This window comes from Neobacillus soli NBRC 102451 (assembly GCF_001591665.1).
GTDB lineage: Bacteria > Bacillota > Bacilli > Bacillales > Cytobacillaceae > Neobacillus > Neobacillus soli.
Window position 1 is genome coordinate 1 of the sequence record NZ_BCVI01000017.1, and the last position, 13,785, is coordinate 13,785.

The 13,785-nt window shown below is 40.0% G+C and carries 10 protein-coding genes and 1 pseudogene; 8 read left to right on the forward strand and 3 right to left on the reverse strand.

Features of this window, described 5'->3' with window-relative positions; translation table 11 throughout:
• Positions 1-865 precede the first annotated feature (865 nt).
• Positions 866-1,807 (reverse strand): Na/Pi symporter, encoded by a 942-nt coding sequence (locus BSO02S_RS06275; protein WP_066064104.1) that lies wholly within the window; start codon positions 1,805-1,807, stop codon positions 866-868.
• A gap of 457 nt (positions 1,808-2,264) precedes the next feature.
• On the opposite strand from BSO02S_RS06275, the gene rpsU reads away from it, so the two are divergent.
• The 5 genes from rpsU (at position 2,265) to BSO02S_RS06300 (ending at position 5,216) form a co-directional block, all read left to right on the forward strand.
• Positions 2,265-2,438, forward strand: coding sequence for a 30S ribosomal protein S21 (rpsU, locus tag BSO02S_RS06280; RefSeq protein ID WP_015595024.1), 174 nt, complete (start codon positions 2,265-2,267; stop codon positions 2,436-2,438).
• Between the two features lie 15 nt (positions 2,439-2,453).
• Entirely contained in the window at positions 2,454-2,900 is a 447-nt protein-coding gene (locus BSO02S_RS06285; RefSeq protein WP_066064106.1) for a GatB/YqeY domain-containing protein, read from the forward strand.
• Positions 2,901-3,076: 176 nt separating this feature from the next.
• Entirely contained in the window at positions 3,077-3,715 is a 639-nt protein-coding gene (locus BSO02S_RS06290) for an NfeD family protein (RefSeq protein WP_066064109.1), read from the forward strand.
• Positions 3,716-3,729: 14 nt separating this feature from the next.
• Entirely contained in the window at positions 3,730-4,722 is a 993-nt protein-coding gene (gene floA / locus BSO02S_RS06295) for a flotillin-like protein FloA (RefSeq protein ID WP_066064112.1), read from the forward strand.
• 35 nt (positions 4,723-4,757) lie between these two features.
• Positions 4,758-5,216, forward strand: coding sequence for a YqfB family membrane protein (locus BSO02S_RS06300; protein ID WP_066064115.1), 459 nt, complete (start codon positions 4,758-4,760; stop codon positions 5,214-5,216).
• A gap of 233 nt (positions 5,217-5,449) precedes the next feature.
• Here BSO02S_RS06300 and BSO02S_RS27740 read toward each other — a convergent pair whose 3' ends face one another.
• Complete coding sequence (locus BSO02S_RS27740; protein WP_235846873.1) at positions 5,450-8,632, reverse strand: M20/M25/M40 family metallo-hydrolase; 3,183 nt, start codon at positions 8,630-8,632, stop codon at positions 5,450-5,452.
• 27 nt (positions 8,633-8,659) lie between these two features.
• A pseudogene (locus BSO02S_RS27880) lies at positions 8,660-10,267 on the reverse strand (M4 family metallopeptidase); the annotation flags it as partial.
• A gap of 864 nt (positions 10,268-11,131) precedes the next feature.
• Here BSO02S_RS27880 and yqfC point away from each other — a divergent pair.
• Genes yqfC through BSO02S_RS06320 form a run of 3 tightly spaced genes read left to right on the forward strand, consistent with a single transcriptional unit; the run spans position 11,132 to position 13,589 of the window.
• Positions 11,132-11,434 carry a sporulation protein YqfC gene (yqfC, locus tag BSO02S_RS06310; RefSeq protein ID WP_066064118.1) on the forward strand — a complete coding sequence of 101 codons (303 nt, stop codon included), beginning with the start codon at positions 11,132-11,134 and terminating at the stop codon, positions 11,432-11,434.
• Positions 11,431-12,624 (forward strand): sporulation protein YqfD, encoded by a 1,194-nt coding sequence (gene yqfD / locus BSO02S_RS06315; RefSeq protein WP_066064121.1) that lies wholly within the window; start codon positions 11,431-11,433, stop codon positions 12,622-12,624. Before yqfC ends, yqfD begins: the two co-directional genes overlap by 4 nt.
• Positions 12,621-13,589, forward strand: a complete 969-nt coding sequence (locus tag BSO02S_RS06320) for a PhoH family protein (protein WP_066064124.1) — start codon at positions 12,621-12,623, stop codon at positions 13,587-13,589. Before yqfD ends, BSO02S_RS06320 begins: the two co-directional genes overlap by 4 nt.
• Positions 13,590-13,785: the final 196 nt, after the last annotated feature.

The window sequence follows — 13,785 nt, forward strand, 5'->3', positions numbered from 1 at the left end:
GAGAGGTACAGAGTGCCCGTGGACAAGAAAAAAGCCTGGCAAGGAAGGGCACTGAGAGAGGTTTAGAGTCCCCTTGAAGGGAAAAAAGAGGTAGTCACGATCTCAAAAAAAATTAATTGTGCCCTTGAGAGGGAAAAAAACGTTCCGAAGTCATAAAACAGTGCCCGACCAATCGAAATCACCAAAAAAGGCAGCATTTTATTAACGGGTTCCGTTTCCTGTCGCAAAATCCGAAAATGCATCCCAATTTGTACTGCCCTTTGTATCTGTTTTTGCATTTAAAAATAAACTGGCTCAGTTCACTATACTGAGCCAGTTTATTTTTGCTCCCGCCATCCATAAAAGAGCGGATCCAGATAAGGAATCAGCATGGTTTGCTAAATAAGCGGAGAAATTCCGCTTAATTAGCAAATAGCACTGAAAATAGCATAAATAGACGGACATATTCCGGCTATTGACTCGAAAAACGTGAAAATGGGTAATTTTTTTTTGCTTATTCGGAAAATCTCCGCTTATATCCCCCAAATCGGGCTCATTCTGCGAACTAACCGGAAAATCTCCGCTTAACAATCACTGGTTACTAAAATTAGGAAAAGACATCATCTTAACATATATATCCAATTATTGTGTGTTTTTTTGTAAGACAAATTGTATACCAAATTGAGGGTAAAATTGTAGAGGTACAACAGCCATTGTACCCCTACAATTTGCGGTGCATTTTCCTATGCAAATTTTTTATCTAATTTCGTCACAAATCCAATAAAAAATGAGTGTCAATTTCATATGCAAATTGGCACTCATTTTATCTTACATTTTTAATGTTTGTGATAAGAAACGGAACCCGGCAGCATTTTATGCTGCCTTTTTAAGATACAGGCCGTTTAGGCCTGCGATCATGTAAATATAAAATCATCTCCCCAAACCTTGTTGCAAATGGTAAAACGAGCAGGGAGGTGGCCACATTAAAAATGACACTAATATGTGCTAATTGCACATCCTTTGTGCTTGCAAGCAGTCCAGCATTTTCCGTGAGCATCGGAATCAGTGGAATAAAGAGCAGTACTCCGAATACATTGAGCCAAACATGGGCAAAGGCTGCTAATCTCGATTCCTTTCCACCACCAATCGAAGCAATAACGGCTGTGATACACGTCCCAATATTTGCTCCGAGAACAATCGCAATTCCCGCATCGAGCTGCAGCAGCCCAGCTGTTAGAAAACCCATGGCAATCCCGGTCATTGCCGTACTTGACTGGATAACAGCCGTAATCACAGCACCAGTTAATAAGCTAAAAAGAATATTATCATTTATCGACAGGATAAAATTATTGATAAAATTCATCGACGTTAAAGGCTGCGCTAATAATTCAAACCCCTTCATGGCCGTGAATACAGAGGCGATTCCAAACAATAGCATCCCAATACTTCTTGCTTTCTTATTTTTAAATAAAATAAGCAAGGCCCCACAAATGGCAAGCGGCACAAGGACTCTATCTAAATTAAAGGTAATTAATTCTGTTTTAAAAGTAGTTCCAATATTTGTGCCAAGGATAATACCGATGGACTGTGGAAAGGTCATAATCCTTGCTGAAATTAATCCAATCGTAATTACCATAACGGCAGAACTGCTTTGTAAAAGGGCTGTAATAAAAGTTCCCGTCAACATACCTTTTAATGGTGTACTAGTTAATTTTATCAGCCATGTTTTCAATTTATCTGCCGACAAATTAAACAATCCAAACCTAATTATGGTCATTCCGAAAATAAATAATAAAATACAGAGAACAAATAATATTATGTAAAGCATGTCTTAGGCCCCCTCTCGCTTCATTGTATGGTCATCGAGGGAGAGACATGCTATTTTAGGGAAAATTAAGGCAGGCTGTAAAAAATTTACGTCTTCAAGATTAAAAAAACAAAGCTGTATTCGTAAAGAATGTTGTTATTAACCCTCATTATATCTCCAAAAAACATTGGAATAGTGTAAAAATACACCTTATTTATATGTGGAACAGATATATCAGCGGATTTTGGATGTTTATTAGCGAATCTACAATTTTATTAGCGAATTCGACCCTTTTATCAGCGAATCTTCAATTTTATCAGCGAATCAATAAAAGCTACAATCTTTTAGAAAATAGCCAAAAACAAAAAGCCTGTTTTATGACTGAGATTTTCAGTTGACCTTGTATCAAGGTTATATTATAATTGCAAGGTACATGGATTGAATGTAAGTGTGTTGTGTTCGGAGGGAGGGAAAGAGAATGTCTAAAACTGTTGTTCGTAAAAACGAATCGCTTGAAGATGCTCTTCGTCGCTTCAAACGTACGGTATCTAAATCTGGTACTATACAAGAAGCTAGAAAGCGCGAATTCTATGAAAAGCCTAGTGTAAAACGCAAGAAGAAGTCTGAGGCTGCTAGAAAACGTAAGTTCTAAGAGAGGGTGTATGTAATGAGTCTTCTCGAGCGTTTAAATAATGATATGAAACAAGCGATGAAAAATAAGGAAAAAGACAAACTCTCTGTAATTCGGATGGTGAAAGCTTCTTTGCAAAATGAAGCAATTAAGCTAGGAACGAAAGAGATTTCTGAAGATGTAGAGTTAACAATCCTTTCTCGCGAAGTAAAACAACGCAAAGATTCCCTCCATGAATTTGGTAAAGCTGGTCGTGAAGACCTTGTTGATAAATTGCGTACAGAGTTGGCTATCGTGGAACAGTATATGCCGCAACAACTTTCTGAAGATGAGTTGGCGGAAATTGTGAAAGAAACGATTGCTGAAGTCGGGGCAAAATCAAAGGCGGAAATGGGAAAAGTGATGGCTGCGATTATGCCTAAAGTTAAGGGTAAAGCAGATGGGTCACTTGTAAATAAATTTGTACAACAACACCTTTCATAGTATTCTGACACAAAGACTGCAGGCTCTGGCTTGTGGTCTTTTTACGTAAAAGGGAGTTTAGTGCAACAGCTAGTAAATAATGCGTGGCATGCAAAGGATAATTTGCATAAAAATGAAACCTTTTGGGAATAGGAACGTATAGAGTATAGTCAGATGAAAAGGAAGGGGGAATTCGGATGGTTGCATTTCTTACTGACCCGCTTGTAATAACCGTTCTGTTAACGATTGCAGGAGTTGGAATCGTGTTGGAACTTTTTTCACCAAAGATTGGTGTCGCTGGATTTATAGGGATATTTGCGCTTATTTTATTCTTTTATGGGCATTTTCTAGCAGGGCTTGCAGGGTATGGCACAATATTGTTATTTTTAGCAGGAATTGTTCTTATTTTTTTGGAGTTCTTTTTGCCTGGGGCTATTTCAGGAACACTTGGTGTGGCTGCATTAATTTTAAGCCTGTTCTTAGCAGGTGAAAATGCCATGCAAATTGGGGTTTCTATTTTAATTGCCATATTCTTTTCTACCGTAGTTTTCTTTATTATGATTAAGATGTTTGATAAAAAGCTAGTTCTTTTTAGTAAAATGGTACTGGTTGATTCTGCCAGAACCGAGGATGGGTATGTTTCCAATATTAATCGTCTAGAACTGGTGGGAATGGAAGGGACTGCTTTAACGATGTTACGGCCGTCTGGAACAGTAATTCTTAACAATGAACGAGTCGATGTGGTGAGTGAAGGTGGCTTTATCGAGCAAAATGCTACCGTTAAAGTCATTAAAGTCGAAGGTGTCCGCATTGTTGTTAGACCGTTGGAAAAATAGAAGGGGGTTAAAAAATGGATATTAACAATGGAACAATTTTTATCATTGCCGTTGTATTTGTTGCCGTAATACTTTTAGGGATTTTATTATCGTTTGTACCAGTCATGCTTTGGATTTCAGCGCTCGCTGCAGGAGTCCGAATTAGTATTTTCACATTGGTTGGGATGAGGCTTAGGAGGGTAACGCCGAGCAGAGTGGTTAACCCGCTTATTAAAGCCTCGAAAGCAGGTTTAGATGTAAGCATCAATCAGCTTGAAAGTCATTACCTTGCCGGCGGGAATGTCGACAGAGTGGTAAATGCACTGATTGCCGCTCATCGGGCCAATATTGAATTATCATTTGAACGTTGTGCTGCCATTGACCTTGCTGGCCGTGATGTTCTAGAAGCGGTACAAATGAGTGTTAATCCAAAAGTAATCGAAACACCTTTTATTGCTGGTGTCGCTATGAACGGTATCGAAGTAAAAGTAAAAGCAAGAATTACTGTTCGCGCGAATATTGGGCGTCTTGTCGGTGGAGCGGGAGAAGAAACTGTGGTAGCCCGTGTTGGTGAGGGTGTTGTTTCAACGATTGGTTCATCGATTAATCACAGCAAGGTATTAGAAAATCCCGAGTTAATTTCGCAAACTGTCTTAGCAAAAGGACTTGATGCGGGTACGGCCTTTGAAATCTTATCGATTGACATTGCGGATGTAGATATCGGCAAAAATATCGGGGCAGAATTACAAACAGAACAAGCTGAAGCCGACAAGAAAATTGCCCAAGCGAAAGCTGAAGAGCGTCGGGCGATGGCAGTGGCTTCGGAACAAGAAATGATGGCAAAGGTACAAGAAATGAGAGCGAAGGTTGTTGAATCGGAGGCAGAAGTTCCGCTTGCAATGGCTGAGGCACTTAAATCAGGAAATATCGGTGTGATGGACTATATGAATTTTAAAAACATTTCTGCGGATACAGAAATGAGAGGTTCAATTGGGAAAATAACTGGTGAGAAGAAAGACGACAAATAAACCACCATTCGAAGCGTTAAGAAGGGGGTGGACTTTTGAATACGACGATACTAATCATGATTATCATCGGAGTAATCACATCCGTTTTTGGTAAAGCAAAAGGAAATAAACAAGATCCTAAAAGTAAACCATTTTCAGTCAATGGTCTCGATGAGTTTCGAGCACTTTTCCAAAACCAAACAACAGATCAGGCAATAGAAGAGATTAAAACAATGCAAAAGGATTTTCAGTCAGGCGGTCTGAAAAATATTGAAGAAAAACATCTCCAAATGAAACAAGGCAATCAGGATAATCAGTCAGAATTGATTGGCCCAACAAATCCTAGGCAACAAGACAAGGTAAGAGTGAAAGAGAATTTAGAAGTTAAAGATGCAAAGGATGAGCCCGTTTTTTCTGACGAACCAGATCGAAAGGCTGTAATTAACGGAATCATCTGGTCGGAGATTCTTGGTGAGCCACGTTCAAAGAAACCCTATAATCCAAGAAGATTCTAGGCTGGGCCTAGATAAATCAACGGAGTTAAATCGAAAAAGATGTGCTAGAACCCCCTGTGCTACATTTCATAAATATGAGATGTAATACAAGGGGTTCTTTTTTAACGGAATCAAACACAGTACCTGTCACCACCCGAATTTTTTATCCAATAATCTTTGCTGATTTTTGTAGCCTTTTTCCAAATCTAATAAACCCCCACCAAAGATAAACTTCGGCAGGGGTCTTCTAATTTTTATTTTACCTTCTCAATATTTGTCAATAGCCCTGTAAGAATTAGTGTAAATTGTTCTAAATGTGCTGCTACTCTTCCTGGGAACTCCTTTTCAAGAAATGCTAAATTATCATTTTTCGTATGCCAAATCCCCCCATGCTTCACAGTTTGCGTGTATCCATCCAAATCACCAATTTCCCAGTTTGTTGCTTCTAAGTAACCAATTGGAATGCCTGCTTTTTGGAATGCTGCATGATCGCTCCAATCACCAGTCGTTCCTTTAGGGTAACTTTTATTTAGACCAGGATTTGTTTCCAATGGAATGTGTTTTTTATCGGCAATATCAAAAGCAAGATCACGAATCCAGCCTTTTGCCCCCGGACTACCGTATGCATAAACTTTATCCCCCGCCAGCAAACTGTCGAGATTAATCATAGCAACAGTATTAGCGATCTCTTCCTTGGACATTTGGGATACATAGTAATTGGATCCCCGAGTGCCTGTCTCCTCTGCTCCAAAGAAAATAAATTTAATATCATATTGAAGATTTTTCTTTTGGAGCGCTTTGGCCGTTTCTAAGATAACTCCAATACTTGAGGCATTGTCATCTGCCCCTCTTCCCACATTGACGGAATCATAATGAGCACCGACAATGATTTGTTTATGGGTTGTATTATTTGTATTACCTTTCCTAACGCCTATGATATTTGCTGTATTTGTTGTAACGCCCCTAGTAGTATAGGAAAATTTTTGTTTTATAGGTTGGAATCCTAGTTTTTCCATTTCGTCAAAGAGGTAAGTGCCTGCTTTTTCTTCGTTTGCAGTACCAGTCACCCTTGTTCCGATTTTTTCAGATAGGTATTCCGTGTGTTTGTATGCCTCTGCCCCTACAACAGGTTGTTTAGGATTGAGAGTTCTACACTGGCCGGTTATGGTTCCACCCAAATCGTTGCCGGCACCGAAATCGGTAACCGTTGAGCTATTGCCGATACAATAAAGGCTACCGTCAACATAGTTGCCAGCCATTATAGGTCCATACTCGCCGTACTGTTTATTAGCTGAAATCTGATTGTTGTTAGATAAGTCAAGATCATCATTGAACTTGTTCCCTGCCAAGGTCACATTACTGACCGTTCCAGAGATATAGGATGGACCATTCACCGTAGTTCCAAACATCTGGACCGCGTTCGCGGCTTCAGTATGCATGCTACCATTAATAGTACTGTTAAATACTACTAGTGATGCACCTTGGTGAACCGTAACTTCACCGTCGACTGTTGCATTCTTAAGGCAAATTACACCCTCTGTGACATCAATTCCGTTTTGGTTACCTGTAAGTGTTGTGGTACAAGTAGGCAGATTTCCAGGTAGAACAGTCGCTTTGAAACTGTCGGAATTGCCGATGTTTCCTGTAGCATCAATTGCTCGGTGCTCAACAAGATGCGTACCAAAGCCAGGAACGAATGCACCACCAGGGTCTTTCGCAGTGTACGATTGCTCGAAAGTCGCCTTCGATGGTCCTCCTTTACCTAGGTTACCGTATGTCAGTGCTTTCACATCAGAGCCCGAATGGGAGAACTTAAACGGCGTTCCGACAGGCTTCTCAGGGAAACCAAAGTAGTTGAACCAGCCGTCTTTGTTCAGACGAAGCTCTCCTACGACAAACCCTGGCTGATCATCCTCTGGTTTAAGCAATACATCGAACTCATTAAAGTAGACGTTATGTTCAACATCGTCAGCCAACGTTGTTAGTGGCTCCGAAAGCGTCCTCGGTGCTGTTGGAAGACCATTATCAACCGTCCAGGTAATCGTGTCTGAACCGCTGCCAGCAGGATCAGTTAAGGTCGCTATCAGCTTCGAGGAACCACTAGGCAGATTGAGTTTACCTAGATCCAGAAGTCGGCTGTTATTTGTCTCTGTTAACTTTTCACCGTTAAGGGTCCAAGTCACGTTTAGAACCCGATCATTCGGATACGGTGTCTCGACAAAGACCACCTCGTTGTGAGCTACGGCGCGGTTCGTTGGTGTGGACGTGTTAAATATCACGTTTACGCTTGTCTTAGGAAGAGCCTTACCTACAGTCCACTGACGCGTTTGAGTCATTCTTGGGCCATCTAGGAAACTCGGGTCGCGTACGAACTCAGTCTTGTCTTTCACTGTCACCTTCACAGTGTCCCCTGTCTTAACATTTAGATCACTAAGCTTTAGGAAGCGACTGTTATGCGAATTCGCTACCTCTTTGCCGTTCACTTCCCAGGCCACTTCCAAAGCGTGGAACCTTGGATGCATCGTCTCAACCCATACTACATCATGAGATCCGACCTCACCCACAGGAGTGGAAGTCATTGGCATCTCATTGGCGTTGCGCATACCGGTGATCCGCTGGGTCATCTGCTCACGGCCGACTTGGTCGAAGTAGAATCCGAGCCATCTCATCATGGAGTGCTCACTTGGACGCCAAACATTCGATCCGCGTGTACTTCCACTCTCATAGCCATCAGGATCTGCTGCGCGGATGATACCGCCTGATTCACTTTCCTCACCTAGCCAGCGCCACCATTTAGCCTTTTTATCAATCATCTCCGCGGATGTCATCCGCGTATGATGGACCGAACTTGGCTCACTATTCGGATGTGGTGTGCCAGGTACTTCACGGCTTGAATACGGGTATTCATCTTGCAAGTTTCCTAAGGAATGCCCAAGTTCGTGTGTGGAGACTAACGGTCCTTGTGGGCTTCCACCAGAAGTTGTAGCCTGAACGCCGCCGATCCCACCATAAGTAAAGGTATTGGCAAGTGCAAGTGTTTGGATGTTCTGTGCATTGGAAGCGATGCCAAGAGCCGGTGCCACGTATTGAGAAAGTAGGTTATTACGTGATGTATTTCCGGCAGTAGAATATGTGATACCGCGTGCTAGCTTTTCAGCTGGACATTTGGTCGCGTACTCCAAGCCTAGCACCGTGTCACGGCGGACGTTTCCATCATCAGGGTCACAGCTGATTCCTGAATCTTTAGATGGAGTTTCGACCATGTACACATTGAAATAGTAACGATAGCTGCGAAACGGTTCGACACTCCACTGGACGTTCTGATTCCTTTCCACATCTTGGCGGAATTTGTCCATCTCTTGAGGTGTATATCCATCACCAAAGATAATTAGATTTAACCGATCCTTTGGCGAACCAGTTACTTGAAGCGGAACAATGTTAACATTTCCTACCTTTAATTCATTGTAAACACCTACAGCATCATAAGCATCTTCGACAGCTTTCACTTGTGCTGACGTACTTCCGTATAAATCAATCGCAGCTAGAGTGGCAGCTTGTCTCATCATCTTAAAGTCTGAACTGCTAGTTAAATATTTTGAGAGGGCACGGTAATAGATTTGTTCTGTTGCTTCACGTCCCACTCCTTTTACTGTTATTCCGTAATGCTTGCCACCCTCTGAAATTAGATATGCAGCTTTATTATTAATACTACTGTTGATATGAACGCCGCCACTATCTAATGTTCCGGTATATCTTTTCGTCCAGTGATCAGGTGAATAACCAGTAACCGTCCTTACATCAACGATTTCGGCTGGATTACTCATGGAACGCAAGGCTTTTCGTCCATCTTTAACGATCTTTTCGCCAATTAACCATTCTTGATCGCCTCTGTCAACCATAGCCGCAAATATATCGGATATCGATTCATTTAAAGCACCGGATTCATCGCGATAGACTAAATTTGCTGTGTGTTGTGTTACTCCATGTGTCATCTCATGCGCAGCAACATCCAATCCGCCGGCAAAGTTGTGATATAAAACACCATCACCATCACCATACGACATGGTTCTGCCATTCCATGATGCATTATTCCAATTCGTATTCACATGGACAGCTGAAATCAATTGTTGTCCATTATTGTCTACTGAATTACGGTCAAATGTCTTTTTAAAATAATCATAAACCTTCTGTGCATTTGCATGGGCATCTACAGATGCTCCATCTTTAAACATTAGACCCGCACTAGTAACCATTTTATTGCTATTCTTCGCATCATTTGTGACGACACCTTTTCCTCGAGTCGCATCATACATTCCATACAAACTATCGGCAAATTGGGCTTCAAACATTTGCTTGTTACCAAATACTCCATTACCAAACGCGATCACCTCATCAGAGGCATTATAATGATCAACAACCTTTCCGCTTTCTGCATCAATGAAATAGTGCCAATATCCAACTTTTGGCTCTACAGTTGAAACTTTTACAAGATATGTGTTATAGAACGAACCATCATGCTCGTAGATAAACTGTTCCACATCAGTGTCACCATCGTACTGGTTTACCTTGCCTATTTTCTTTTCAATTGCTTTTTTAGCAGTGGCAATTGCAACATTTTCGGAGACTTTTGCAACTGTATTGATATTCTCGTTGTCTAGGCTAGGCACAACTTCACCAAAGAAAGAGGTAACATCGTTATTTTTATCAAGCGAAATGGTTGAGTCAGATCCGAAAATCGGAATTCCTTTATATTGCTCCATAAGCCTAAAATGATGAGTGCCGGTTTTATTATCTGCTTGTTCTTGGATGACTTTAAAGTTATTCTTTATGTCACCTTTTAGTTTAAACTTATGGCTCTTTTTCTCAAGATAAGCAAAGGCAATATCTCGCTTGCTTAACCCTTTTTTCAATGGTGGAGACCACTTTTCAACATTAAATGACGGAGAAATATACTCGCCATTATTCTGAGTCTTATTTTCCCCCTGTGTAACAGCTGAAGCACCTGTGCTCAGTGTCCCGAGAACAACTGATAGTGCTAAAGCAGAAGAAATAATCTTCTTTTTTACCTTCAATTATCCCATCCTCCTTTTAAATTATGATTCTATTATTTAATAATCGGTTATTCTAAAGACGTATGCATATGTACCCATCCCTTCTAATTAGTAGGGTACTAATGCCGCTGATGCTAGAATAAATCATACACTTACTTTTTTCCCTGCCTTAACCCGTCCCCTTTAATGCTTCTAAACCCACTTCCTGCCATTCAATCCTTCTTAAAGAAAATCCCCCCACTTTCCGATTCCATCATTAACTCATCTAGCCACCAAATAGTTAATGCCGGATAATATAGTAAAATTAAAACTGTTCTTAATGAGGAAGCATTAAGACTCAATTAAGAACAGTTACACTTAGTATATGTCTATACTTAATATTTGTAAAACTCTGAATTTAATTTCCCGATTATTAAAATCTTCATTTTGAATATAAATTTGTATGAGTTGTCTCACACACTTTTTAAATTTCATCAAAAAAATTAACCTTCAACAAGAAAAAATGAATTGCTGAAATAACAGAAAAAAGGGCATATGCTAAAAACTTTAATCAGAAATTTCGGTTTAGGATGATAATGGTCGAGAATACCCAAATGGGAAAATAAAATCTTAAATCAGATTTTTTTATCTACCCTCTTCTTAAGAAAAGCCCCTTAGTTTTAAATCCTTAATAAGTAATGTCACCATACAAAGGTTAATACAAGGATTGTCATAAAGGCTTTCATTCCATAATAGAATTGAATATATAAGTGCTTACTATGGACTTCCTATATACAAATTACATACATATGGTTGTAACTGAAGTGAAGTTGTGGATAATTGAATTTCCATAAATTCGCCAATAGTTACGAATAAAAATATGAGATGAAAGGGGGTTCTTTTTTTATGGCAAAAAAATGGGGCCAACGAGTCCGAAACTGGATGGCCGAAAAAATGGATCTGCCTCAAGATGTCATGATGGATTTACCCCGCATTACGATGATTGGGCAAATCCATGTGTACGTTGAGAACCATCGAGGATTGCTGGCATTTACCGACAAAGAACTCCGCTTGCTTTTAAAGCAAGGGCAGTTATTGATAAAAGGTCAATCGTTTGTAATTAAAACGATTTTACCTGAAGAAATTTTGCTCGAAGGAAAAATTGATCAGGTCATTTATATAAATGATAATCCGGGAGGAACAAAATGAAAAATCAGTGGACCGAATTTTTATATGGCAGGGTAACAGTGAAGGTGTCAGGTAAGGGGATTGAACGCTTTTTAAATGTCTTGACAAGGAATGGCCTTCATATTTGGCATGTTAAACGGCATGGAACCGAGACGATTACCTTTAAAATGAGACTTCGGGATGCCAAGAACATTAGACATTATGCAAGGAAAAGTGAATGCTCAATCTCCTTTTTACGAAGGAGCGGGATGCCTTTCTTAATTAAACGATTGTTTAAAAATAGCGGTTTTTTGCTAGGGGCTGGAATGTTCCTCCTTATTCTGTTGTTCTTATCCAACGTTATTTGGGGAATTGAAATAAATGGGGCAAAGCCTGAGACAGAGTATCAAATTCGCAAAGAATTGGACAAGATGGGTGTCAAAGTTGGCAAAGTTCAATTTTTAGTCGACAATGTCGAAGGGATTCAAAGGCGGCTTACTAATAATATCGGTGAGCTTACCTGGGTTGGTGTGGAATTAAAGGGGACAACCTTTCATCTTCAAGTCGTTGAAAAGAATGAGCCGAAAAAACCAGAGCTATTATCACCCCAAAATCTCATTGCCAAAAAGAAGGCTATCATAGTAAATATGTTTGTTGAAACTGGTCAAGCTGTTGTGGAAAAAAACGATCATGTCGAGGCAGGACAATTACTCGTTGCAGGTGAATTTGGGCCGGAAGGAAAGACGGAACTAGTTGCTGCTAAGGGAAAGGTTTGGGGTGAAACATGGTATAAAAGCCATGTCGTGCTGCCCATAGTTACCAACTTTAAAGTATATAATGGCAAGGAAAAGCAAAAATACTCTATTTTACTGGGGAAACTAGAAGTTCCAGTTTGGGGCTTTGGGAAACCTGAATTTAAGAAATATGAAACGGAGAAGGATGTTCGCAAAATCCATTTTTTAAAATGGGATTTGCCGATTTCTTATATTAATAAAACGGTTCGTGAACGGGAAGAGTTTACGCGCACCTATACTAATAAAGAGGCAGAACAAATGGCACTTGAGTTGGCTGAAAAAGAAATAAAAAGCCATTTAAATGAAGATGCTATCATTAAAGATGAAAAGATTTTACAGAAAGTAATTAAGAATGGTAAGGTTATACTAGATATTCATTTTAAGATAATTGAAAATATTGCGGTCGGACAACCGATTTCCAAGGAGACTCAAGAATGACAGAAAAGTTAACTACCATTAATGTAAAACTTGAAAATCCAGCAGAGGCACTTAGCTTACTCGGAAACGCTGATTCCCATTTAAAAATCATTGAACAGGAACTTAATGTTTCAATCATCACCCGGGGAGAAGCGGTAAATTTATCAGGGGATGAAGAGAAGGTTCTCTTGGCTGGACAAATTCTTGATAAATTAATATTTGTAATCCGTAAGGGAATTACTATTGGCCAAAGAGATGTGTTCTATGCTATCCAAATGGCAAATGCGGGAACACTTGATTATTTTGTGAATTTATACGATGAAGAAATCGGCAAAAATGTCAAGGGTAAAACGATTCGAATAAAAACGCTCGGGCAAAGACAATATGTCACGGCAATAAAAAAGACGGACCTTGTTTTTGGGATTGGTCCAGCCGGAACTGGGAAAACCTATCTTGCGGTTGTAATGGCTGTTAACGCACTAAAAAATGGGCAGGTTAATAAAATAATTTTAACACGGCCCGCGGTTGAGGCTGGGGAAAGTCTTGGGTTCCTGCCTGGTGATTTAAAAGAGAAGGTAGATCCGTATTTACGGCCTCTCTATGATGCTCTCCATGATGTGCTGGGAGCGGAACATACACAAAGGTTAATAGAACGCGGTACGATTGAAATTGCCCCGCTTGCCTATATGAGAGGGCGTACATTGGATGATGCTTTTGTTATTCTGGATGAGGCACAAAACACGACCGATAAGCAGATGAAAATGTTTTTGACTAGACTTGGCTTTGGTTCGAAAATGGTTATTACAGGCGATCAAACACAAATTGATTTGCCGAAGGGTGCCAAATCGGGCTTAATTGTTGCCGAAGGAATCCTAAAAAATGTAAATGGCATATCCTTTATTTTCTTTGAACAAGGTGATGTGGTTCGTCATCCGCTTGTTGGGAAAATTATTGAAGCTTATGAGAAGAAAGCGATTAACCCATAAATCAAGGGGTAAGCCTGTTTCCAGGTTTACCTCTTTTTCTGCTTAATTTTAAAACACCCAATAGAATCTTCTTCTAAAGAAGGTGAAACTTCTCAGAAAAACTGTTATCATTTTACATAAAGCAAGCTTTTAGCAATATTATGCCAATTAATTCGTAAACGTTTGATAAGCAATGCAACATATTCATGGGCCGTGG

Coding starts and splice junctions, on each gene's coding strand:
- BSO02S_RS06275 (WP_066064104.1), bottom strand. CDS start 1,807: ATGCTTTACATAATATTATTTGTTCTCTGTATTTTATTATTTATTTTC.
- rpsU (WP_015595024.1), top strand. CDS start 2,265: ATGTCTAAAACTGTTGTTCGTAAAAACGAATCGCTTGAAGATGCTCTT.
- BSO02S_RS06285 (WP_066064106.1), top strand. CDS start 2,454: ATGAGTCTTCTCGAGCGTTTAAATAATGATATGAAACAAGCGATGAAA.
- BSO02S_RS06290 (WP_066064109.1), top strand. CDS start 3,077: ATGGTTGCATTTCTTACTGACCCGCTTGTAATAACCGTTCTGTTAACG.
- floA (WP_066064112.1), top strand. CDS start 3,730: ATGGATATTAACAATGGAACAATTTTTATCATTGCCGTTGTATTTGTT.
- yqfC (WP_066064118.1), top strand. CDS start 11,132: ATGGCAAAAAAATGGGGCCAACGAGTCCGAAACTGGATGGCCGAAAAA.
- yqfD (WP_066064121.1), top strand. CDS start 11,431: ATGAAAAATCAGTGGACCGAATTTTTATATGGCAGGGTAACAGTGAAG.
- BSO02S_RS06320 (WP_066064124.1), top strand. CDS start 12,621: ATGACAGAAAAGTTAACTACCATTAATGTAAAACTTGAAAATCCAGCA.